This is a genomic window from Nonomuraea sp. NPDC050663, assembly GCF_044456985.1.
Lineage (GTDB): Bacteria > Actinomycetota > Actinomycetes > Streptosporangiales > Streptosporangiaceae > Nonomuraea.
Window position 1 is genome coordinate 678,364 of record NZ_JBITGL010000002.1, and the last position, 21,742, is coordinate 700,105.

Sequence of the window (21,742 nt, forward strand, 5' to 3'; positions counted from 1 at the left end):
CGGTGGGGGAGTTCCCATGGTGCGCGGCACGGTCGGGCTACTGGCCCTGTCCTCGATGGTCGCCTGCTCGGCGGTGAGTGCGTCGGACGGCGAAACGGCCAGTCCGGCCCCGGTGGCCGAGGCGAAGCTGACGGTGTTCCCGCTGAACAAGGCGGACAACGTCGATACGGACGCTCTGGTGACCGTGGGCGCGGTCGACGGCAGGCTGCTGAGCGTCAAGGTGCGGGCGGCGAGCGGGGAGCTGGCCGGTGACCTGAGCGCCGACGGCACCCGCTGGCGCAGCGTGCGCACGGCCAGGCCGGGCACCACCTACACGGTCACCGCCGTCGCGGTGAACCCGCAGGGGCGCAAGACCGAGACGAAGACGACGTTCAAGACCGACCCCGCCGAGCGCACGTTCGACATCGAGCGGATGTTGCCGAACAAGGACGAGACCGACCTCACGGTCGGCGTCGGTATGCCCATCATGATCGAGTTCAGCCGGGACATCACCGACCGCGTCGCCATCGAGCGCAACCTCTCCGTGCACAGTTCCAAGCCCGTCGAGGGCGCCTGGCACTGGTTCGACGACCGGCACATCGACTTCCGCCCCAAGACGTACTGGCCCGCGCACACGCGCGTCAGGATGGAGGCCAGGCTCGCGGGCGTGCCGGGCGGCGACGGCCTGTACGGCAAACGCGACCACGTGCTCAACTTCAAGATCGGCCGCGAGCAGATCACCAAGGGCAACATCGACAACCACCACCTGACCGTGCGCCGCAACGGCAAGGTGGTCCGCGAGATCCCCATGAGCGCCGGGCAGGGCGGGGCGTGGAAGTACTACACGACCTCGGGCGTGCACCTGGCGATGTCGCGCGAGCCGGTGACCATCATGATCTCGCCCGGGATCGGGCCGGGGCAGGCGGGCTACTACCGGAAGACCGTCTACAACACCGTGCGCATCTCCAACTCGGGGGAGTACGTGCACAGCGCCCCCTGGTCGGTCGGGTCGCAGGGCTACGCGAACGTCAGCCACGGCTGCGTCAACGTCAGCCCAAGCAACGCCTCGTGGTTCATTAGAAACACTTTGATCGGCGACCCCATCGTGTTGACCGGCACACCGCGTAAGTTGGAGCCGACCAACGGTTGGGGGCACTGGCAGGAGGACTGGAAGCAGTGGCTCAAGTGGAGCTCCACCAAGTCCTTCCCCACCGGCACGCTGTAGTCACGCGCCGGCGGGCGCACGGACGAGCCTCCTGTACGGCACGCGGGCTCACCCCCGCCCGCCGTACGGGGCCGGGCTCCGTCCAGGGAGACGCCACTGCGGCGTGCGTGGCCGGGCGCCGCTACGCGACGGCTTCGAGTCGACGGTACGCACCCGCCTGGAGGGTGGGCGTGGCCTGCTCGGGGGCGGTGTTCGCCCCTGCGTCGCCCCGGGCGGACCGTCCCGCCGTGAGCGCGGCCGTACAGCAGGGTGGAAGGCGGCGGTGTGCGGTGGCCGGGCAGCACGCGCGGCCCGGCGACAAGCCGCGCCCGTTATTAGCCGGGCGGCCGCTGTGGCCGCGCACGATCCCCGCGGGCGGTACTGATGCGCCCCAGGTGTCCTTCCATGGGGCTTTGGCCGCCGATGCCCCATGAACGGCCCTGATGTGGCCGCCTGCGACTTCCGGCAGCATGACGCACTCCCTGGTGCCGCCGGGCGCCGCCAAGCGGCCCAGCGCCGCCTGCGGCTCGACCGCAGCCCACAGAGCGCCGCTGCGGGGACCTGCCTCAGCCCACAGGGCGCCGCTGCGGGGACCTGCCTCAGCCCGCCGGGCGCCGCTGAAAACTCTGCCGCAGCCCACAGAGCGCGCTGAAGGACCTGCCTCAGCCCGCCGGGCGGAACGAGCGGCTGACCTCGATCCAGCGGTCGAGCGTCGAGGCCGCCCGGCCGGAGTCGACAGCCTGAATGGCCCGCGAGTAGCCGTCGATCATCGCCGAGTCGAGATCGTCACCCGCGCCCTCCAGCGACACCAGCGCCGCGGCCGCGTTGAGCAGCACCGCGTCGCGCACCGGCCCGTGCTTGCCGCGCAGCAGGTCGTGCACCGCCTGCGCGTTGAACGTCACGTCGCCTCCGCGCAGCGCCCCCACGTCGGCGCGCGCGATGCCGAGCACGGCCGGGTCGAACGTCGTCTGCGTCGCCTGCCCGTCGCGGACCACCCACACCGTGGAGGTCGTCGCGATGGTCAGCTCGTCGAGCCCGTCGTCGCCGCGGAACACCAGCGCCGAGACGCCGCGCTCGGCGAAGACGCCCGCGAGCACCGGCAGCATGACGGGGTCGTAGACGCCGATGGCCTGGGCGGCCGGGCGGGCGGGGTTGGTGAGCGGGCCGAGGAAGTTGAAGACCGTCGGCACGCCGAGCTCCTTGCGCGGCGGTCCGGCGAAGCGCAGCGCGGGGTGGTAGACGGGGGCGAAGCAGAAGGCGATGCCCGCCTCCTGCGCGACCCGCGCGGTCTGCTCGGGGGACAGGTCGAGCACGATGCCGAGGTGCTCCAGCACGTCGGCGGCGCCGCACGAGGACGAGGCGGCCCGGTTGCCGTGCTTGACCACGCGGGCGCCCGCCGCGGCGGCCACGATGGCGGCCATCGTGGAGACGTTCACCGTGTGGGCGCGGTCACCGCCGGTGCCGACGACGTCGACGACCGGGCCGGGCACGCTCAGCGGGGTGGCCAGGTCGAGCATGGTGCGGGCCAGGCCCGTGACCTCGGCCACGGTCTCGCCCTTGGCGCGCAGCGCGATGGCGAAGCCGGCGATCTGGGCCGGGGTCGCGGTGCCCGACATGATCTCGCGCATCGCCCAGGCGGTCTCGTCGGCCGTCAGGTGCTCGCCGGCGAGCAGGGCCGACAGAAGCGCCGGCCACGTGGTGCGGGAGTCCATCGCAGTACCTACTTCGCGTCGTCGTCTGGCGTCTGGAGGAGGGCGAGGTGCCGGTCGCCGGGCCTGGTCACAGGGTTGCCGAGCGGCCATCCGGGCGGGCCGGCCGTCCCACGAGGGGAGGCGGCCCGCGCCATCACGGGCGCCGGGCCGTACATGCCGTCGTGCCGTACCGGCGGTTCGTGCCGTACCCGCGGTTCGTGCCGTACGTGCGGTCAGGCGGTCAGGCGGGTGGCGGTGCGCTTGCGCATCAGCTCGGCGACCCCGTCGGCCACGGCCACCGGCTCCAGCGGCTGCGCCACCACGGCGTCGGCCTTGGACCAGTCGGCCAGCCACCGGTCGTCGCGCCGCGCGATGAGCAGAAGCACCGGCGGGCAGTCGTACACCTCGTCCTTGGCCTGGCGGCAGACGCCCATCCCGCCCGCGGGCTGGGTCTCGCCGTCGAGGACGGCCACGTCGATCTCTCCGGAGGCGAGCCACTGGTGGACCTTGGGCTCGGTGGCGCACTCCACGATCTCCACGAGGGGGAGGTCCGCGGCGGGACGTCGGCCGATCGCCAGGCGCACCTTCTCCCTGGTGTTGGCGTCGTCGCTGTAGACGAGGACCTTCATCGTGTCGTCGGCGGTGGTGCTCACGTCACGGCTCACTATCGGTCGTAGCTTGTCTGGTCATCAGGATCGTACCGGGGTGCCAGGTCGGATACCGAGGCTGGCGGTACCGGTAGGTGATTTATTCCCATTATCCCTGCTTGGTGCGACCTCACTTGCCACTATCGGGGGGTCGAGAAGCGACCCGACCATGGGAACCGCAATAATGCTGCCCGTGGCGACAGCATCCGCAATAACTTCGACGACAGCACACTCGTCGCGCAGACCGAACCTGGTCAGCGTGGGGACGATCGTGTGGCTGTCCTCTGAGCTCATGTTCTTCGCGGCGCTGTTCGCGATGTACTTCACCATCCGGTCGGTGAGCCTCGGCGAGGGCTTCGCGTGGGAGCCTTCGCTCCCGCCCGCGGGCACCGAGGGCACGGCTCACCTGAACATCCCGTTCGCGACGGTCAACACGATCATCCTGGTGCTGTCCTCCGTGACGTGCCAGCTGGGCGTGTGGGCCGCGGAGAAGGGACAGGTCGCCAAGCTCCGCTTCTGGTACATCGTCAGCTTCCTGATGGGCGCGGTCTTCGTCGCCGGTCAGATCTACGAGTACATGGAGCTGGCGCACGAGGGCGCGACCCTGTCCGCGAACGCCTACACCTCGGTGTTCTACCTGACGACGGGCTTCCACGGCCTGCACGTGACCGGTGGCCTGATCGCGTTCCTGTTCATGCTGGGACGCACGTACGCCGCGAAGCGCTTCACGCATGAGCAGGCCACCAGCGCGATCGTCGTGTCCTACTACTGGCACTTCGTCGACGTCGTCTGGATCGGTCTTTTCGCGACCATCTACATCATCCGATAGGGACGGGATCTCTGTGTCTAGGATCACCGCTCGACGGCGGCATCCCCTCGCGAGATACGCCGTCCTGATCTTCGCCTTGGCGATCTTCGGTGTGGGTTACACCACGATCGCCAAGTTCTCGCGTCCGGCCGACGCGGCCCTCGCCTCCGGCAAGGCCGACCCGGTCGCCGAGGGCAAGTCGCTCTTCCAGGCGCACTGCTCCAGCTGCCACGGCCTCAGCGCCGAGGGCACCTCGACCGGCCCGACCCTGATCGGCGTCGGCGCCGCCGCCGTCGACTTCCAGGTCAGCAGCGGCCGCATGCCGGCCGCCAACCCCGGCGCCCAGGCGCCGCGCAAGCCGACGGCTCCGTGGGTGACCCCGGAGAAGATCGAGGCGCTGGCCGCCTACGTGCAGTCGCTGGGCGGCGGTCCGACCGTGCCCGAGGACAAGTGGCTCGACGCCTCGCTGGGCAGCGAGGCCAAGGGCGGCGAGCTGTTCCGCGCCAACTGCATCCAGTGCCACAACTGGGCGGGTGGCGGCGGCGCGCTGACGCAGGGCAAGTACGCCCCGGCGCTCAACGCCCCGTCCGAGAAGCAGATCTACGAGGCGATGGCCACCGGTCCGCAGGCGATGCCGGTGTTCAACGACAGCACCATCACGCCCGAGCAGAAGCGCGACATCATCGCCTATGTCAAGGGCGTTCGTGAGCAGACCGACCCGGGAGGTTTCGGTCTCGGGCGCATCGGCCCGGTCACCGAAGGCCTTGTAGCGTGGATCGTGGGCATCAGTGTGCTCGCCCTCGCCGCCATCTGGATCACCGCGAAGAAGCGACAGAAGCCATGACAGACAACGAGCACGAGATCGAGCAGCCGGAAAGCCGCGTTCCCAAGCGCGTCATCGGCACCCCTGCGCCGGGCACCTCGATGCTCGGCGCCCAGGAGGTCAGGCAAGACTCCGACGACGAGCCGGGCGTGATCCTCCCCGACGAGGTCAAGGCCCGCAAGGCCGAGAAGATCGTGGCCCTGTGCTTCATGGTCACCTTCGCCGCGGCGATCGCGTTCCTGATCTTCTACGTCATCCTGCCGGTCGACAGCCTCGACAACACGGCGCTGTCCAACCTGGCGCTGGGCGGCACGCTGACGCTGGCGCTGCTGGGCCTGGCCTCCGGCATCGTGATCTGGGTCCGCCAGCTCATGCCGAAGTACAACCTGGTCCAGGAGCGTCACCCGATGGCGACCGACGGGGAGACCCGCGGCTACGTCGAGGAGACCTTCCTCAAGGGCGCGAACGAAAGCGGCTTCGTCAAGCGCAAGATGCTGCGCCGTACCCTGCTGCTGGCCTCCGCGCCGCTGGGCCTGCTTCCTCTGGTCCTGCTGCGTGACCTCGACAACAACACGCCGCTGCCCGCGTCGAAGTTCCACACGACGCTCCGGCACACCGTGTGGGGCACCAAGACCAAGGAGGGCAAGAACCTCCGCCTGGTCGTCGAGGGCACCGGCCAGCCGATCAGGGCGGCCGACTTCAACTCGCCCGGCGGCATCCTGTCGGTCGTGCCGGAAGGCTACGAGCACGACCTCAACGCGCTCGCCAAGGCCACGCTCATCCTGATCAAGTTCCGCCCCGAGGAGATCAAGGGGGGCGTGAACAAGAACTGGACGCACGACGGGATCGTGGCCTACTCCAAGATCTGCACGCACGTGGGCTGCCCCGCGGCCCTGTACGAGCAGACCACCCATCACATCCTGTGCCCCTGCCACCAGTCGACGTTCGACGCGGCCGACGGCGCCAAGGTCATCTTCGGTCCGGCCGCCCGGCCGCTCCCGCAGCTGCCGATCGCCGTCGACGAGCAGGGCTACCTCATCGCCCAGGGAGACTTCGCGGTGCCGCCCGGCCCGTCCTACTGGGAGCGCGGCGACGCCGAGCAGCTGGCCCGGGAAGAAGGTAAGTCAGCATGAGCGAACTGAAGGCGACTCCCAAGGCGATCTCCGGCCCGTCGAACTTCATCGACGACCGCATCGGCGCGGGCAGCTTCCTCAAGCGCAACATGCGCAAGATCTTTCCCGACCACTGGTCGTTCCTGCTGGGTGAGATCGCGCTCTACTCCTTCATCATCCTGCTGCTCACCGGTACGTTCCTGACGTTCTGGTTCCAGCCGAGCATGGGCCACGTCGAGTACTCCGGCCCGTACGCGCCGCTGCAGGGCGTCATGATGTCCGAGGCCTACGCCTCGGCGCTGGAGCTCAGCTTCGAGGTCCGTGGCGGTCTGCTCATGCGGCAGATGCACCACTGGGCCGCCCTGCTGTTCGTCGCCGGCATGATGGTGCACATGCTCCGCGTGTTCTTCACGGGTGCATACCGCAAGCCGCGCGAGCTCAACTGGATCATCGGCGTGCTGCTGCTGACGCTGGCCCTGGCCGAGGGTCTGACGGGCTACTCCCTGCCCGACGACCTGCTGTCGGGCGCCGGTCTGCGCATCACCGAGGGCGTGGCGATCTCGCTGCCGCTGGTCGGCACGTACATCACGTTCTTCCTGTTCGGCGGCGAGTACCCGGGTGTCGACATCATCTCCCGGTTCTACTCCCTGCACATCCTGCTCATCCCCGGCATCATCCTGGCGCTGGTCTCGGCCCACATGGTGCTCATGTGGGTGCAGAAGCACACCCAGATGCCGGGCAAGGGACGCGACAACAAGAACGTGGTGGGCGCGCCGTTCTACCCGGCGTTCATGCTCAAGGCCGGTGCGTACTTCCTGTTCACCTTCGCGGTGATCGCCGGCCTGGGCACCTTCGCCCAGATCAACCCGATCTGGATCTTCGGTCCGTACAACCCGGCCGACATCTCCGCCGGCTCGCAGCCTGACTTCTACATGGGCTTCCTCGAAGGCTCGCTGCGACTGATGGTGCCATGGGAGATCAACCTCGGCGGCACGAACACCTGGGGCACGCTGCCACTGAGCGTGATCATCCCGGCGCTCGTGCCGATGGGCATCATCATGACGGGCCTGGCGCTCTATCCGTTCCTGGAACAGTGGATCACGGGCGACCGGCGCGAGCACCACATCGCCGACCGCCCGCGCAACAACCCGCACCGCACCTCGATCGGTATGGCCGCGATCGCCTTCTACGGCGTGCTGTGGCTGCTGGGCGCCAACGACGAGCTCTCGTGGGTCTTCTCGATCAGCCTGAACTGGACGACCTACATCGGCCGGGTCGCGGTGTTCGTCCTGCCGGTGATCGCCTACATCGTGACCTACCGCATCTGCCTCGGTCTGCAGCGTTCCGACGCCGCGATCATCGGGCACGGCGTGGAGTCCGGTGTCATCAAGCGGCTGCCGCACGGTGAGTTCATCGAGATCCACACGCCGCCGGCCGACGACATCGAGGCCCACATGCGCGGCAAGGAGGCGGTGCCGATGGTGCCGGTCCTGGTCGACAGCGCGGGCATCCCGCCCAAGGGCATGCGCGGTCCCATCGGCAAGCTGCGGGCCCGGATGTCCAGGGCCTACGGCGGGGAGAAGATCCCCATGGACGACGGTCACGGGCACGACGGTCACGGCGACGACCACGCCGCGATCGGTGCGGGTGGCGACGACAAGTCGATCACGCACTGACCTGATCGCTTGAAGGAGGGGCCCGGGCGGGGATTCACCGCCCGGGCCCTTTCGTTTACCGGCCAGGGGCCCGGCGCCGTACGGCGGAGCCTGTCGTCTTCGTTTGCCGTCCACGGGCCTGGCGCCGTACGGTGGAGCCTGTTGTCTGCCGGTGATCCGCCCTACACTCACCCCTCATGACCGAAGTAGACGAGCACGGCCGTCCGGAACCGCCGCTCGCGGGGGACGAGGTCGGAACACTCCTGACGTTTCTCGACTTCCAGCGCGCCACCTTCGCCTGGAAGTGCGAGGGCCTCGACGCCGAGGGGCTGGGGGCGACGGTGGGCGCCTCCGCCATGACGCTGGGCGGCATGATGAAGCACCTGGCCTACGTCGAGGACGACTGGTTCGGCCACTGGCTGCGCGGCCTGGAGCTGCAACCGCCGTGGGACAAGGTCGACTGGGACGCCGACCCCGACTGGGACTGGCACTCCGCGGCCGACGATTCGCCGCAGGAGCTGCGCGAGCTCTGGCAGGCGGCGGTGGCGCGCTCGAGGGTCAGGACCCAGCAGGCGATGGCCGAGGGCGGCCTGGAGTACCTGTCGCAGCGCGGGTGGCCCGACGGCAGGACGCCGAGCCTGCGCTGGATGCTGGTGCACATGATCGAGGAGTACGCCCGCCACAACGGTCACGCGGACCTGATCCGGGAGTCCGTGGACGGCAGGACGGGGGAGTGAGGTGAGCTCGCCCCCCGTCCGTCAGGCGGCGGGGGCGAGGGCCGGAACGGTGCGCCCGGTGAGCCACAGCCGCCGGGCCATCCAGGCGACGCCGATGGCGGCGACCACGAGCCCGCCCAGGTAGACGGGTTCCGGCACCAGGTTGCGCAGCGACCCGGGCATCATCCCGGCCGCGTACAGGACGACGGCGGGCACGTCCATCGCGCGGCTGCGGATCGCGGCCGCGCTGAAGGCCAGCACGCCCAGGATCAGGATCATCGAGGTGACCAGGAACGCCCGGCCGGTGGTCGCGGCGAGCAGTCCGGTGACGACCGGCCGGTCGAGGTAGGGGAAGACGAAGTGGAGGATGTACTCCACGGCGAAGGCGCCCGTCAGCCCGGCCGCGTTGAGGACGAACCCGGCGAGCCCGAGTCCTCCGGCCGAGTCGCGGATGAGCAGGTAGATCCCGACGATGGCGAATAACCCGGTGAGTGCGGCGAACGGTGCGATGGCATGGGTGAAGGCGGTTTCCGGCAGGAACCCGCCGCGCCGCGCGGCGTTGACGACGAGGAGGGCGGCGCAGGCGAAACCCGCTGCCGCGCTGACCTGATAGATCCTCACTGTGCTCTCCTTCCAGGGGCGATAACGCTTGTTATGATGCGCGTTATCGAGCGATATGGTGAGAGCGTGCCGCGAGACGTAAGCACCTCGAAAGATCTCGGCTCGCTGCGCCGGGACCTGCTCGACGCCGCCGTGCGCGTGCTGCGCGACGAGGGGGCCACGCATCTGACGCTCCGCCGCGTCGCCGACGCCGCCGGGACCTCCACGATGGGGATCTACACCGGGTTCGGCGGCCGGGCAGGGCTCCTGGAGGCGGTCTACGAGTACGGCTTCCGCGCCCTCCACGGATCGCTGACGGCCTCGCTCGACGGGCGGGCCGACCCGATCGGCCGGATCCTGGCCGTGGCGCACGGCTACCGGGAGTTCGCCCTGGCGGACCCGCGCCTCTACGCCCTGATGTTCGAGCGGCCGCTCGCCGGCTTCGACCCCTCGCCCGAGGTGCGCCGCGCCGCGCTCGACCGCACGTTCGCCCTGCTCACGGAGGCGATCGGGGCGGCGGCGCAGGCGGGTTTGCTCCGTCCGGCGGATCCGGTGCGCGCGGGCTATCTGGTGTGGACCACGATCCACGGGATCGTCAGCATCGAGCTGACGTGCGGCGTCAGGACCCGCCTGCCCGGCTGGTTCCTGGACTCCCGCGAGGAGGGCGAGCGGGTGCTGGCCGAGGGGGTCGCGACCCTGCTCACCGGGCTGGGCGCCACGGAGCTCGGGCTGGGTGCCACGGAGCTCGGGCTGGGCCCCACGGAGCTCGGGGGCGCTCCTTAGGTCACGGCCGTCCGACGCTCATGTAGGTGAAGCCGAGCGCGCGCATCTTGGCCGGGTCGAGCAGGTTGCGCCCGTCGAACATGACGGGCCGCCGCATGAGGTCGTGGGCCTCGTGCCACGGCAGCTCGCGCAGCTCCGGCCAGGCGGTGGCCAGGATGACCGCGTCGGCGCCGTCGAGGGCGTCGAGGGCACGCGGGTGGCGGGTGGTCTGCGACCACGGCTCGGGCAGCTCCTGGGGCGCCAGCGGGTCCCAGCAGCGCACCCTGGCACCCTCGGCGAGCAGCCGGGCCGCCAGGACCGTGCTGGGCGACTCGCGCATGTCGTCGGTGCTGGGCTTGAAGGTCATGCCGAGCAGCGCGATCTCGGTGCCCTCGAGGCTGCCCAGGGCCTGCTTGAGCGTCTGGATGGCGCGCCGCTTCTGCAGGTTGTTCACCTCGATGGCGGCGTTGAGCAGCTGCGGGTGGTAGCCGGTGTTGCTGGCCAGCTGCTTGAGCGCCTCGGAGTCCTTCGGGAAGCAGCTGCCGCCCCAGCCGATGCCGGCCTGCAGGAAGTGGGCGCCGATGCGGTGGTCGAGCCCGATGGCCTTGGAGACGAGCTCGACGTCGGCGCCGGTCAGCTCGCACAGGGCGGCGATCTCGTTGATGAAGCTGATGCGGGTCATGAGCGCGGCGTTGGCGGCGAGCTTGGTCATCTCGGCGGAGGCGACGTCCATGACCTCGATGGGCGCGTTGATGCCGTGGTGCAGGTCGGCGACGAGGCGGATGACGTCCTGGTCGGAGCCGCCGATGACGATGCGGTCGGGGGTCATGAAGTCGGCGACGGCGCGGCCCTCGGCGGTGAACTCGGGGTTGGAGGCGTAGGCGACGTGCTCCAGGCCCGACTCGTTGAGCACCGTGCGGATGCGCCTGCCGGTGCCGACCGGCACCGTGCTCTTGACGACCACGGCCAGCAGGGCGGGCGCGCCCCTGAGGGAGTCGACGACCGACCAGACGCGTGACAGGTCGGCGTCGCCTGAGACGGTTGGCGGGGTGTCGACGCAGACGTAGGCGACCTCCGCGGCCGCCAGGGCGGTGGCGGCGTCGAGGGTGAAGCTGAGCCGCTCGGTGTTGCGGGCGATCATCTCGGCCAGGCCCGGCTCGAAGATGGGCACCTCGCCCGCCTGCAGCCGCTGGACACGCTCGGGCTGGATGTCGCGGACCACGACGGTGTGCCCGAGCTCGGCCAGGCAGGCGGCGGTGACCAGGCCGATGTATCCGGCTCCGAAGACGGCGATGGTGCGTGGCATGGCAGCCCGTCCTGTATGTGATCGCTGGAGGTCAACCACCTTACCGCCGAGTTCATGCATTGACATATAAAGCCTATTTTCCTACTGTCTATGTAGGTAATATGGAGAAAGGGACCGGAATGACCGCAAGCCCTGTTGACCTGGACACCTACGGCCCCTACGGCAGGGGCGCGCCGACCTACCCCTTCCAAGGACGGATCGGCTCCGCCGGGTTCCCCGCCGAGCCCGGCCGCTACCACCTGTACGTCGCCTGGGTCTGCCCCTACGCGCAGCGCGCCGTCATCGTGCGCAGGCTCAGGGGCCTGCAGGACGTGGTCAGCCTGTCGTACGTCGACGACGAGCGCGACGGCAGGGGCTGGGCCTTCAGGGAACGGCGCGGCGCCGACCCGATCAACGGCTTCGACTTCCTGGAGCAGGCCTACCACGCCACCGAGCCCGGCTACCCGGGCCACATCTCGGTGCCGGTGCTCTGGGACAAGGAGCAGGGCGTCATCGTGAGCAACAACTACCCGGACATCACGATCGACCTGGCCACCCGGTTCGAGGGCAGCGGGCCCTACCTCTACCCCGAGGACAGGCGCGCCGAGATCGACGAGCTGAACGACTGGATCTTCCACCACGTCAACAAGGGCGTCACCCCCGGCAGCCTGGAGGTGCTCGACGACCGGCTGAAGGACCGTCCGTACCTGTTCGGCGAGGAGATCACCGAGTCCGACGTCCGGCTGTGGCCGTCGCTGGTCCGCCTGGCGCCCTTCCCGGAGCACAAGCACCTGTGGGACTACACCGGCCGCCTGCGCGAGCACGACGCCTTCGGGCCGACCCATGCGTAAGCAGGTCCACCTCGCCGCGCACTTCCCCGGCGTCAACAACACCACCGTCTGGGCCGATCCGCGCTCCCTGAGCCAGATCGCCTTCTCCTCCTTCGTCCACCTGGCCCGCACGGCCGAGCGCGGCGGCTTCGACTTCTTCTTCCTCGCCGAGGGCCTGCGGTTACGCGAGCACAAGGGCCTCATCCACGACCTCGACGTCGCGGGGCGGCCCGAAGCGCTGACCGTGCTGTCGGCGCTGGCCGCCGTGACCGACCGCCTGGGACTGGCCGGCACCGTCAACGCCACCTTCAACGAGCCGTACGAGCTGGCCAGGCGCCTGGCCAGCCTCGACCACCTCAGCGCGGGCCGCGCCGCGTGGAACGTCGTCACCACCTCCGACGCCTTCACCGGCGAGAACTTCCGGCGCGGCGGCTACCTGGACCGCGCCGACCGCTACCGCAGAGCGGAGGAGTTCCTGCGGGTGGCCCGCGCCTTCTGGGACTCCTGGGCGCCCGACCCCTTCCAAGGTCCGGACTTCGTACGGCAGGGCGCGATCAGGCAGGTCACCCACGAGGGCACGCACTTCGGCGTCACCGGCACCGCCACGCTGCCCGGCGGCCGCCCGGTGATCATCCAGGCGGGCGACTCCGACGAGGGCAGGGAGTTCGCCGCGCGCAACGCCGACGTCATCTTCAGCCGCCACGGCACGCTGGAGGACGGCAAACGGTTCTACACCGACGTCAAGACCAGGCTGGCCAGGTACGGGCGCAAGCCGTACGAGCTGAAGATCATGCCCGCCGCCACCTTCGCCCTCGGCGGGACCGAAGAGGAGGCCAGGGCCAACGCCGCCGCCGTCCGCCTCCAGCAGGTCGGCCCGCAGACGGCGCTGGCCTTCCTGGAGCAGGTGTGGGGGCGCGACCTGTCCGGGCACGACCCCGACGGCCCGCTGCCCGAGACCGACCCCGACGACGGCGAGGGCGTCACGCAGGGCCGGGTGCCGCTGGGCGACCGGCAGGCGATCGCGGCCAAGTGGCGCGCGCTGGCCGAGGAGCGCGGCCTGACCACCCGCGAGCTGGTCATCGAGGTCACCGGCCGCCAGACCTTCGTCGGCACGCCCGAGCAGGTGGCCAGGCAGATCGACGAGCACGTGCAGGCCGACGCCGCCGACGGCTTCATCCTCGTGCCGCACCTGACGCCCGGCGGGCTCGACGACTTCGTCGACACCGTCGTGCCGCTGCTGCGCGAGCGCGGCGTCTTCCGCGAGTCGTACACCGGCTCGACCCTCCGAGAGCACCTGGGGCTGACCCGATGAGCCTGCACCTGGCGGTGGCCCTGGAGGGCGCCGGATGGCATCCCGCGGCCTGGCGGGAGGGGCTGCTGACCCCGTCGGAGGTGTTCGACGCGCAGTACTGGACCGCGCTGGTGCGCGAGGCCGAGCGGGGGATGCTCGACTTCGTGACCTTCGAGGACTCCTTCGGCCTGCAGTCCACCCTGCTCGACGGCCTCGACTCGCGCACCGACCAGGTGCGCGGGCGGCTCGACGCGGTCCTGCTCGCCGCCCGCGTCGCGCCCGCCACCAGCCGCATCGGGCTGATCCCGACGGCCACGACCACGCACACCGAGCCGTTCCACGTCGCGATCGGCATCGCCTCGCTCGACTTCGCCAGCGAGGGCAGGGCCGGCTGGCAGCCGCGGATCTCGGCCCGCTCGTTCGAGGCCGATCTGATCGGCCGCAGGCGCTTCCCGGCGCTCGGAGCGGGCACCAGGGCCGAGCTGGAGCCGGCGGCGGGCACGGGGTCGGCCCAGGCGCGTGTGACGGCCTTCGAGGCGGCCATGGACGACGACTTCCGCAAGCATGTCGGCGACCTGTTCGAGGAGGCGGGCGACGCGGTCGAGGTGGCCAGGCGGCTGTGGGACAGCTGGGAGGACGACGCGGAGATCCGCGACGAGGCCACCGGCCGGTTCCTCGACCGGGACAAGCTGCACACGATCGACTTCGAGGGGCGCTTCTTCAGCGTCAGAGGCCCGTCGATCACCCCGCGCCCGCCGCAGGGCCAGCCGGTGGTGGCCGCGCTGGCGCACTCGCGGGTGCCGTACGAGTTCGCCGTACGGCACGCCGACGTGGTGTTCGTGACGCCGCACTCGCGCGAGCAGGCCGCGGCCACGGTCGCCGAGATCCGCGAGCTGGAGACCGGCGCTCCACGCGGGCCGGTCAAGGTCTTCGCCGACCTGCTGGTCTTCCTGGGCGACGATGCCGCCGGGCGCAAGGCCCGCCTCGACGCGCTGGACGGCAGGGAGCTGACCTCGGACGCGCTCGTCTTCACCGGAAGCGCCGAGGAGCTCGCCGACCTGCTCCTGGACTGGCGGGAGGCGGGTGTCGAGGGCTTCAGGCTGCGCCCCGGCGCCCTGCCGTACGACCTGAAGGTCATCGCCCACGAGCTGACGGCCGTCCTGCGCGCCCGCGGAGCCTTCCGTGACGCCTACGCGGCCGGCACGCTGCGCGGCCATCTCGGCCTGACCCGGCCCGCCAGCCGCTACGCGGAGGTGTCATGAAATTTCTCGGCATCACCCTGATCACCCACCTGGACGGCTCCACCCCCACCGAACGCCTGCGCGAGGTGGTCGACACCGCGGTGCTCTTCGAGGAGCTCGGCTTCGACGGCTTCGGCGTGGGGGAGCGGCACGAGCGGCCCTTCATCTCCTCCTCGCCGCCCGTCGTGCTCAGCAACATCGCCGCCAGGACCCGCGACATCAGGCTCTTCACGGCGGTGACGACGTTGTCGCTGCTCGACCCGGTGCGCGCCTACGAGGACTACGCCACGCTCGACCACCTGTCGGGCGGGCGGCTCGAACTGATCATCGGCAAGGGCAACGGCGCCGCCCAGCGCGAGCTGTTCAGCGTCACCCCCGACGACCAGTGGGAGCGCAACCGGGAGGGCTACGAGCTGTTCCGCCGGCTCTGGCGCGAGGACAGGGTCACCTGGAGCGGGAAGTACCGCCCGCCGCTGCAGGACGCCGAGGTGCTGCCCAGGCCGCTGCAGAGGCCGGTCCGCGTCTGGCACGGCAGCGCCACCAGCAAGGAGTCGGTGGAGCTGGCCGCAAAGTACGGCGATCCGCTGTTCTCCGCCAACGTCACCAACCCCATCGAGCCCTACGCCGAGCTGGTCGACCACTACCGCGAACGCTGGGCGCACTACGGCCACGACCCGGTCAGGGCCCTGGTAGGCGCCGGAACGGCCGCCTTTTACGCCGCCGAGAACTCCCAGGACGCCATCGAGACCTACCGGCCGATCTTCACCGAGCGGCTGAAGCTGTTCGAGCGGGCGGGGCTCGACCCGGTCTTCCCCACCGTGGAGGACTTCGCCGAACGCAGCTCCGCCCTCATCGGCAGCCCTCAGCAGATCATCGACAAGGTGCTGCGCTACCACAAACGGTTCGGCCACGAGGTGATCCACATCCCGGCGGACCGCGAAGGGCTCACCGAGGCCCAGCACCGCCGCACCCTGGAGCTCTTCCAGAGCGAGATCGCCCCCGTGCTGCGCGACGAGATCCCGGCGGTGAACGCATGACGGCTCTGTCCATTCTCGACCTGGCTCCCATCCCTTCGGGCGGCACCGCGGGCCAGGCCCTGCGCAACAGCATCGACCTGGCCGTCAAGGCCGAGCAGTACGGCTACCGCCGCTACTGGGTGGCCGAGCACCACTTCGCCAGGGGCGTGGCCAGCGCTGCCCCCGCCGTGCTCATCGGCCTCGTGGCCGCCGCGACCTCCCGGATCCGGGTGGGATCGGGCGCGGTGCAGCTCGGACACCAGACGCCGCTGTCGGTCGTGGAGTCGTTCGGCCTGGTGGACGCGCTGTATCCGGGGCGCGTCGACCTCGGCATCGGACGTTCAGGACAGCGCCGCGCCGAACTGGCGGCCGAGGCGCCGCCCCCGCCCAGCACCGAGGCCAGGGTGGTCGACGGGCTGCTCATCCCGCCGCCGTTCGACTACTCCTTCCTGGTCAAGCACCCGCAGCTGCGTCACCAGATCGCCCTGCTGCAGCAGCCGGGAGCCCAGACGCCCGACTTCGCCGACCAGATCGACGAGGTCGTCGCCTTCCTCGACGGCACCCACCAGGCGCCGGCCGTCCCCGGCGAGGGCGCCCGGGTAGAGCTGTGGATCCTCGGCAGCAGCGGCGGGCAGTCTGCGCGGGTCGCAGGGGAGCGGGGGCTGCCCTTCGCGGCCAACTACCACGTCGCGCCCTCCTCGGTCCTGGAGGCGGTCGAGGCCTACCGGGAGGCGTTCAAGCCGTCCGCCGCGCTCGCCGAGCCGTACGTGATCGTCTCGGCGGACGTGGTCGTGGCCGGCACCGACGAGCAGGCCCGCGAGCTGGCCTCGCCGTACGGGCTGTGGGTGCGCTCGATCCGCAGGGGCGACGGCGCGATCCCGTTCCCCACTCCCGAGGAGGCCGCCGCCTTCACCTGGAGCGAGCAGGACCGGGCCCTGGTCCAGGACCGGCTCGACACCCAGTTCACCGGCTCGCCCGGGACCGTGGTGGAGCGGCTGGAGACCCTGCGCCGGGTGACCGGCGCCGACGAGCTGCTCGTCACGACCGTCACGCACGACCACGCGGACCGGGTCCGCTCCTACGAACTGCTCGCCAAGGCCTGGGAAGGACGAAAGTGAAGATCCTGCGGGCAGTGCTGCCCCTGATGGTGCTGGCGGCCGCGTGCGGGACCGGGGCGCCGCAGGAGGCGGCCACCGGCACCGTCACCGGCACGAGCCTGACCTGGGCGATCGAGACGCAACCCGTGACGCTCAACCCGCACCAGTGGGCGCAGAACAAGGCCAGGCTGCTGGTGTTCAACCAGTTCGACGCGCTGATCGCCCGCGACAAGACCGGAAATTTCGTGCCGTGGCTGGCGAAATCGTGGCAGGTCTCGCCCGACCACCTGACCTACACCTTCGAGCTGCGCGACGACGTCACCTTCCACGACGGGACGAAATTCGACGCCGCCGCGGTCAAGGCCAACCTCGACCAGTTCGGCAAGGCCGACTACAACGCCGTCGTCAAGGCCATCCAGCTGCGCAACCTCGACAGGACCGAGGTGCTGTCGCCCACCTCGGTCGAGCTCACGCTCAAGGCCCCCGACGCGCTGCTGCTGGACTTCCTCGCCTCGCCGTACGGAGGGCAGGTCTCGCCGAAGTCGCTGCAGAGCGCCAAGGACCTCAAGGCGGGCGGCCCCGACCTGGTCGGGACCGGGCCGTTCGTCCTGGAGGCGTTCGTGCCGGGCCAGGAGATCCGCTACCGGCGCAACGACGCCTACGCGTGGCCGCCCGCCACCGCAGCGCACCAGGGACCCGCGCACCTGTCGACGCTGACCTACCGCATCCTGCCCACGGCCTCCGTGCGCGTCGGCGCGCTCACCTCCGGCCAGGTCCAGGTCGCCGAGGGTGTTCCGGCCACCGAGATTCCCCTGATCAAGGCCGACCCCGAGCTGACGTTCGCCAGCGAGCTGAACACCGGCACCTCCTTCACCTACTACTTCAACGTCTCCCGCGCCCCCTTCGACGACAAGCGGGTACGGCAGGCCTTCCGCGAAGCCGTCGACGTCGACAAGGTGCTCGCCTCCGTCTACCAGGGCAGCGCCAGCCGCGCCTGGAGCCTGGTCGGCAGCCGCAGCCCGTTCTACGACGCCTCCCTGGAGAAGAGCTACGGCGGCGACACCGCCAAGGCCAACGCACTGCTCGACGAGGCGGGCTGGACGGCGCGCGACGCCGAGGGCTTCCGCACCAAGGACGGCAGGCGGCTCACCGTCAGGACCGTCGCCGCCGCCCCGTTCGTGCGCGACCGCCGCGACGTGCTGGCCCAGGCCATCCAGGCGCAGGTCAAGCAGAGCGCGGGGATCGACTTCCAGGTGAAGATCGTCGATGCCGGAACCGCCGCCAAGGCGGTCGAGGACAACGAGTACGAGCTGTTCGAGAACTCGCGCGGCGACTCCGACGTGGGCGCCGCGCTCAACCTCATCCTGCCGGCCAAGGGCGCGATCAACCGGACCCGGCACGCAGACCCGGAGGTCGACGCGTGGCTGGCCGAGGCGTCGACCACGTCCGACCCCGCGCGGCGCAAGGAGCTGTACGTGAAGGTGCAGCAGCGGGTCGTGACAGAGGAGGCGATCGTGCTGCCGGTCTACCAGCCGGCCGACCAGATCGCCGCCCACCGGAGCGTCAGCGGGCTGGGCTTCGACCCGTCGTCGGGGACGCCGCGCAGTGCCTACGACGTGCGGATCGGCACGTGAAGGCCGTCCTCGTACGGCTCGCGGGAGCCGTGGGCGTCATGTGGGCCGCCGCCACCGCCTCCTGGCTGGCGCTGCTCGTCGCGCCGGGCGACGTGACCACCATCCTGCTCGGCGACGGCGCCGACACCCCCGAGATCCGCGCGGCCATCGCCCGCGAATGGGGCCTGGACCAGCCCGAGATCGTGCAGTACCTGTCCTACCTGGCCCGCCTCCTCCAGGGCGACCTCGGCCGCTCCTACACCCTCCAGCAGGGTGTGGGCGACCTCCTGGCGGGCCAGCTCGGCCCCACCGTCGAGCTCATGCTGGCCGCCACCGCGACCGGCATCGTCCTGGCGCTCCTGCTGGCCGTCGCGACCGCCGGCCGGGGCCGCTGGCTGCGCGGCGCCGTCTCCGGCGTGCAGCTCGCCTGGGTGTCGGTGCCGCCGTTCCTGGTGGGGATCCTGCTGCTGTTCGTCTTCTCCTTCACGCTCGGCTGGTTCCCCGTCTCCGGCGCGCGGGACACCTCCGCCCTGGTGCTGCCCGCGCTCACGCTGGGACTGCCCATCGCGGGCTCGCTCGGCCAGGTGCTCAGGGAAGGGCTCGAACGCGCGCAGGAACAGCCGTTCGCGGTCACCGCGCGGGCGCGCGGGCTGACCGAGAGCGCCCTGGTGGTGCGCCACACGCTCCGGCACGCCTCGCTGCCCGCCGTCACGCTGGCGGGCATGCTCACCGGCAGCCTGCTGAGCGGCGCGATCATCACCGAGTCCCTGTACGGCAGGCCGGGGCTGGGCCAGCTCACCCTGACCGCGGTGACCGGCCAGGACCTGCCGGTGATGATGGCGATCGTCATCCTCGCCGCCGCCCTGTACGTGCTGATCAGCACCGTGCTCGACCTGCTCTACCGGGTCATCGACCCGAGACTGCGGAGCGCGTGATGGCCGGGGTCCTCGCCGCTAGGCCGGGGGCGCCGCGCCCGGTCGCCCGCATCGTCATCGCCCAGCTGTTCCTCCTGCTCCTGGCCCTGGCGGCCGCCGTACCCGCCCTGCTCACCCCCGTCGACCCGCTCCAGGCCGACCCCCTGGCGGCGCTCGCCCCGCCGAGCGCCGGACACTGGTTCGGCACCGACCACCTCGGCCGCGACTTGCTCGCGCGGGTGGTCCACGGCGCCCGCTTCTCGCTCGGCATCTCCGTCGCCGCCACCTTCCTCGCCCTGACCGCGGGACTGCTGCTCGGACTCGCGGCGGGCCTGGCGCCCCGCTGGCTCGACGAGCTGATGACCCGCGCCTTCGACGTGCTCTCCACACTGCCGGAGATCCTGTTCGCCCTGCTCGTCATCGCGATCATCGGTCCCGGCACCGCCAACGTCGTCGTCGCCATCGCGATCGCCCAGCTCCCGAACTACGCCCGCGTCGTGCGCGCCCAGACCTTCGTCGTGCGCCGCTCCGGCTACGTCGAGCAGGCCGTCACCCACGGCCACCGGCCATGGGTGATCACCACCCGGCACGTCCTGCCCAACGTGCTCGGGCCGCTGCCGGTGCTGGCCACCATCGGGCTCGGCACCGCCATCGTGGCCGCGGCCGGGCTCAGCTTCCTCGGCATGGGACCCCAGCCGCCCGCGGCCGAATGGGGCGCCATGTTGTCCGAGGCGCGCAACTATCTGCGCGTGGCCTGGTGGGAGGCGTTCTTCCCCGGGCTCGCTGTCACCGCGACGGTGATCAGCCTGACCGTCGTCGGCCAGAGCCTGCAGCGGCGCTTCGAAGGCCGGCCTTCCGAGAGGAGCGTGGGGTGAGCCTGGTCAGCATCGACGACCTGCGGGTCTCGTTCGCGGGGACGCAGGTGGTCAGGGGGATCTCGCTGACGATCGAGCCGGGCGAGTGCGTGGCGATCGTGGGGGAGTCGGGGTCGGGCAAGAGCGTGACCGCCAGGTCGCTGCTCGGCCTGGCCGGTCCCGGGTCCCGGGTGGAGGCGTCGCGCTTCCTGCTCGGCGGGAAGAACGCGCTGGGGTTCGGGGAGCGGGAGTGGCGGGGGGTGCGGGGGCGATTCGCCGGCCTCGTGCTCCAGGACGCCCTGGTCTCCCTCGACCCGCTGCGCACGGTCCAGGCGGAGATCGCCGAATCCCTGCGCCGCCAGGAGCGCTCCGCCGGTGGGCCGACACGGCACAGAGTCCTCGACCTCCTCACCGCCGTCGGCGTCCCCGACCCGGACACCCGGCTCCCCCAGTACCCCCACCAGCTCTCCGGCGGCCTGCGCCAGCGGGTCCTCATCGCCTCCGCCATCGCCGCCGACCCGCCCCTGATCATCGCCGACGAGCCCACCACCGCCCTGGACGTCACCGTCCAGGCCCAGATCCTGCGCCTGCTCGCCGAGCGCAAGGCCGCGGGCACCGCACTCCTGCTCATCAGCCACGACCTGGCCGTGGTCGCCTCCGTCGCCGACCGCATCCTGGTCATGAAGGACGGCCTCGTCGTCGAACAGGGCAGCACCGCCCGCGTGCTGAGCGAGCCCACGCACCCCTACACCCGCCGCCTGCTGGCGGCGGTGCCCTCCGCGGCATCCCGCGGCCACCGCCTGTCGGACGGCACCCGCGTCCCCGCCCGGCGCCCCCGCTCCGACGAGGTCGTCCTGTCCGCCTCCGGCCTCTCCTTCTCGTACGGCACGCGCACGGTCGCCCAGGACATCGGCTTCGTCCTCCACCGCGCGGAAACGCTCGGCGTGGTCGGCGAGTCGGGCAGCGGCAAGACCACCCTCGCCCGCCTGGCCCTGGGCCTGCTGAAGCCTGCCTCGGGCACCGTCACCCTCCTCGGCGGCCCGTGGAGCGACGTGACCGAGAAGTCCCGCCGCCCCCTGCGCCCCCGCATCCAGGTGATCTCCCAGAACCCGCTGGACTCCTTCGACCCCCGCTACACCGTCGCACGCCTCATCTCCGACCACCGCCGCCTGCCTGAGGAGCGCATCGAGGAACTCCTGGAGTACGTCGGCCTCGACCTGTCCTTCGCCACCCGCCGCCCCCGCGACCTGTCGGGCGGCCAGCGCCAGCGCGTCGCCATCGCCAGGGCCCTCGGCTACCGGCCCGACGTGCTGATCTGCGACGAACCCGTCTCGGCGCTGGACGTCTCCGTGCAGGCGCAGGTCCTCGACCTGCTCGCCGACCTGCAGGCGGAGCTGGGGATGGCGATGGTGTTCATCTCCCACGACCTCGGGGTGGTGCATCACGTGTCGGACCGGGTCCTGGTCATGAAGGACGGCCGGGTCGTGGAGAGCGGGCCGGCCGACGACATCTTCTTCGACCCCGGCCACCCGTACACGCGCGAACTCGTGGCCGCCGTCCCCGCCCCCGCGACGCTCAGGGAGGTGGTCTGAACGACGGCCGGG

Annotated in this window: 20 protein-coding genes; 16 read left to right on the forward strand and 4 right to left on the reverse strand. The window is 70.9% G+C overall.

All coding sequences use genetic code 11. From position 1 onward, the window contains the following. Positions 1 to 16: 16 nt before the first annotated feature. On the forward strand, positions 17 to 1,204 hold the full coding sequence (locus ACIBH1_RS07900) for an Ig-like domain-containing protein (protein ID WP_397312831.1): 1,188 nt from the start codon (positions 17 to 19) through the stop codon (positions 1,202 to 1,204). A gap of 641 nt (positions 1,205 to 1,845) precedes the next feature. On the opposite strand, the gene trpD is transcribed toward ACIBH1_RS07900, so the two are convergent. Both trpD and ACIBH1_RS07910 read right to left on the reverse strand, forming a co-directional pair. Then, entirely contained in the window at positions 1,846 to 2,895 is a 1,050-nt protein-coding gene (gene trpD / locus ACIBH1_RS07905) for an anthranilate phosphoribosyltransferase (RefSeq protein WP_397312832.1), read from the reverse strand. Between the two features lie 212 nt (positions 2,896 to 3,107). Then, on the reverse strand, positions 3,108 to 3,503 hold the full coding sequence (locus ACIBH1_RS07910; RefSeq protein WP_397313104.1) for a hypothetical protein: 396 nt from the start codon (positions 3,501 to 3,503) through the stop codon (positions 3,108 to 3,110). A 202-nt stretch (positions 3,504 to 3,705) separates the two neighbouring features. Here ACIBH1_RS07910 and ACIBH1_RS07915 point away from each other — a divergent pair, with 202 nt between their 5' ends. The 5 genes from ACIBH1_RS07915 to ACIBH1_RS07935 all read left to right on the forward strand — a co-directional run bounded on the left by ACIBH1_RS07915 (position 3,706) and on the right by ACIBH1_RS07935 (position 8,656). Beyond that, positions 3,706 to 4,350: a heme-copper oxidase subunit III gene (locus ACIBH1_RS07915; protein ID WP_397312833.1), complete on the forward strand. Its 645-nt coding sequence runs from the start codon at positions 3,706 to 3,708 to the stop codon at positions 4,348 to 4,350. A gap of 13 nt (positions 4,351 to 4,363) precedes the next feature. Then, positions 4,364 to 5,173, forward strand: coding sequence for a c-type cytochrome (locus ACIBH1_RS07920; RefSeq protein WP_397312834.1), 810 nt, complete (start codon positions 4,364 to 4,366; stop codon positions 5,171 to 5,173). Continuing rightward, positions 5,170 to 6,285: a Rieske 2Fe-2S domain-containing protein gene (locus ACIBH1_RS07925; protein ID WP_397312835.1), complete on the forward strand. Its 1,116-nt coding sequence runs from the start codon at positions 5,170 to 5,172 to the stop codon at positions 6,283 to 6,285. Before ACIBH1_RS07920 ends, ACIBH1_RS07925 begins: the two co-directional genes overlap by 4 nt. Next, the gene (locus ACIBH1_RS07930; protein WP_397312836.1) at positions 6,282 to 7,940 is read left to right on the forward strand and encodes a cytochrome bc complex cytochrome b subunit; all 1,659 of its coding nucleotides are present in this window, start codon (positions 6,282 to 6,284) and stop codon (positions 7,938 to 7,940) included. Before ACIBH1_RS07925 ends, ACIBH1_RS07930 begins: the two co-directional genes overlap by 4 nt. Before the next feature lie 176 nt (positions 7,941 to 8,116). Then, positions 8,117 to 8,656, forward strand: coding sequence for a DinB family protein (locus ACIBH1_RS07935; RefSeq protein WP_397312837.1), 540 nt, complete (start codon positions 8,117 to 8,119; stop codon positions 8,654 to 8,656). 21 nt (positions 8,657 to 8,677) lie between these two features. Here ACIBH1_RS07935 and ACIBH1_RS07940 read toward each other — a convergent pair whose 3' ends face one another. Then, a complete protein-coding gene (locus ACIBH1_RS07940) occupies positions 8,678 to 9,256 on the reverse strand; it encodes a hypothetical protein (protein WP_397312838.1) in 579 nt (192 codons plus the stop codon). Between the two features lie 66 nt (positions 9,257 to 9,322). Here ACIBH1_RS07940 and ACIBH1_RS07945 point away from each other — a divergent pair, with 66 nt between their 5' ends. Then, positions 9,323 to 10,018 (forward strand): TetR/AcrR family transcriptional regulator, encoded by a 696-nt coding sequence (locus tag ACIBH1_RS07945; RefSeq protein WP_397312839.1) that lies wholly within the window; start codon positions 9,323 to 9,325, stop codon positions 10,016 to 10,018. Between the two features lies 1 nt (position 10,019). On the opposite strand, the gene ACIBH1_RS07950 is transcribed toward ACIBH1_RS07945, so the two are convergent. Further along, positions 10,020 to 11,303: a UDP-glucose dehydrogenase family protein gene (locus ACIBH1_RS07950; protein WP_397312840.1), complete on the reverse strand. Its 1,284-nt coding sequence runs from the start codon at positions 11,301 to 11,303 to the stop codon at positions 10,020 to 10,022. Between the two features lie 119 nt (positions 11,304 to 11,422). On the opposite strand from ACIBH1_RS07950, the gene ACIBH1_RS07955 reads away from it, so the two are divergent. From ACIBH1_RS07955 to ACIBH1_RS07995, 9 genes are read left to right on the forward strand one after another with little or no spacing between them, the layout of a single operon-like run. Then, positions 11,423 to 12,133, forward strand: a complete 711-nt coding sequence (locus ACIBH1_RS07955) for a glutathione S-transferase C-terminal domain-containing protein (RefSeq protein ID WP_397312841.1) — start codon at positions 11,423 to 11,425, stop codon at positions 12,131 to 12,133. Continuing rightward, positions 12,126 to 13,424 carry an NtaA/DmoA family FMN-dependent monooxygenase gene (locus ACIBH1_RS07960; RefSeq protein WP_397312842.1) on the forward strand — a complete coding sequence of 433 codons (1,299 nt, stop codon included), beginning with the start codon at positions 12,126 to 12,128 and terminating at the stop codon, positions 13,422 to 13,424. Before ACIBH1_RS07955 ends, ACIBH1_RS07960 begins: the two co-directional genes overlap by 8 nt. Beyond that, entirely contained in the window at positions 13,421 to 14,665 is a 1,245-nt protein-coding gene (locus tag ACIBH1_RS07965) for an LLM class flavin-dependent oxidoreductase (RefSeq protein WP_397312843.1), read from the forward strand. Before ACIBH1_RS07960 ends, ACIBH1_RS07965 begins: the two co-directional genes overlap by 4 nt. Then, positions 14,662 to 15,681 (forward strand): LLM class flavin-dependent oxidoreductase, encoded by a 1,020-nt coding sequence (locus ACIBH1_RS07970; RefSeq protein ID WP_397312844.1) that lies wholly within the window; start codon positions 14,662 to 14,664, stop codon positions 15,679 to 15,681. The genes ACIBH1_RS07965 and ACIBH1_RS07970 overlap by 4 nt, the downstream gene beginning before the upstream one ends. Then, a complete protein-coding gene (locus ACIBH1_RS07975) occupies positions 15,678 to 16,778 on the forward strand; it encodes an LLM class flavin-dependent oxidoreductase (protein WP_397312845.1) in 1,101 nt (366 codons plus the stop codon). The genes ACIBH1_RS07970 and ACIBH1_RS07975 overlap by 4 nt, the downstream gene beginning before the upstream one ends. After that, positions 16,775 to 18,391, forward strand: coding sequence for an ABC transporter substrate-binding protein (locus tag ACIBH1_RS07980; RefSeq protein ID WP_397312846.1), 1,617 nt, complete (start codon positions 16,775 to 16,777; stop codon positions 18,389 to 18,391). Before ACIBH1_RS07975 ends, ACIBH1_RS07980 begins: the two co-directional genes overlap by 4 nt. Further along, on the forward strand, positions 18,388 to 19,305 hold the full coding sequence (locus tag ACIBH1_RS07985; protein WP_397312847.1) for an ABC transporter permease: 918 nt from the start codon (positions 18,388 to 18,390) through the stop codon (positions 19,303 to 19,305). The genes ACIBH1_RS07980 and ACIBH1_RS07985 overlap by 4 nt, the downstream gene beginning before the upstream one ends. Further along, a complete protein-coding gene (locus ACIBH1_RS07990; RefSeq protein WP_397312848.1) occupies positions 19,305 to 20,159 on the forward strand; it encodes an ABC transporter permease in 855 nt (284 codons plus the stop codon). Before ACIBH1_RS07985 ends, ACIBH1_RS07990 begins: the two co-directional genes overlap by 1 nt. Then, a complete protein-coding gene (locus tag ACIBH1_RS07995; protein ID WP_397312849.1) occupies positions 20,156 to 21,730 on the forward strand; it encodes a dipeptide ABC transporter ATP-binding protein in 1,575 nt (524 codons plus the stop codon). The genes ACIBH1_RS07990 and ACIBH1_RS07995 overlap by 4 nt, the downstream gene beginning before the upstream one ends. Positions 21,731 to 21,742: the final 12 nt, after the last annotated feature.

Coding starts and splice junctions, on each gene's coding strand:
- trpD (WP_397312832.1), bottom strand. CDS start 2,895: ATGGACTCCCGCACCACGTGGCCGGCGCTTCTGTCGGCCCTGCTCGCC.
- ACIBH1_RS07910 (WP_397313104.1), bottom strand. CDS start 3,503: ATGAAGGTCCTCGTCTACAGCGACGACGCCAACACCAGGGAGAAGGTG.
- ACIBH1_RS07960 (WP_397312842.1), top strand. CDS start 12,126: ATGCGTAAGCAGGTCCACCTCGCCGCGCACTTCCCCGGCGTCAACAAC.
- ACIBH1_RS07975 (WP_397312845.1), top strand. CDS start 15,678: ATGACGGCTCTGTCCATTCTCGACCTGGCTCCCATCCCTTCGGGCGGC.
- ACIBH1_RS07935 (WP_397312837.1), top strand. CDS start 8,117: ATGACCGAAGTAGACGAGCACGGCCGTCCGGAACCGCCGCTCGCGGGG.
- ACIBH1_RS07900 (WP_397312831.1), top strand. CDS start 17: ATGGTGCGCGGCACGGTCGGGCTACTGGCCCTGTCCTCGATGGTCGCC.
- ACIBH1_RS07965 (WP_397312843.1), top strand. CDS start 13,421: ATGAGCCTGCACCTGGCGGTGGCCCTGGAGGGCGCCGGATGGCATCCC.
- ACIBH1_RS07990 (WP_397312848.1), top strand. CDS start 19,305: ATGGCCGGGGTCCTCGCCGCTAGGCCGGGGGCGCCGCGCCCGGTCGCC.
- ACIBH1_RS07970 (WP_397312844.1), top strand. CDS start 14,662: ATGAAATTTCTCGGCATCACCCTGATCACCCACCTGGACGGCTCCACC.
- ACIBH1_RS07950 (WP_397312840.1), bottom strand. CDS start 11,303: ATGCCACGCACCATCGCCGTCTTCGGAGCCGGATACATCGGCCTGGTC.
- ACIBH1_RS07930 (WP_397312836.1), top strand. CDS start 6,282: ATGAGCGAACTGAAGGCGACTCCCAAGGCGATCTCCGGCCCGTCGAAC.
- ACIBH1_RS07915 (WP_397312833.1), top strand. CDS start 3,706: ATGCTGCCCGTGGCGACAGCATCCGCAATAACTTCGACGACAGCACAC.
- ACIBH1_RS07925 (WP_397312835.1), top strand. CDS start 5,170: ATGACAGACAACGAGCACGAGATCGAGCAGCCGGAAAGCCGCGTTCCC.
- ACIBH1_RS07955 (WP_397312841.1), top strand. CDS start 11,423: ATGACCGCAAGCCCTGTTGACCTGGACACCTACGGCCCCTACGGCAGG.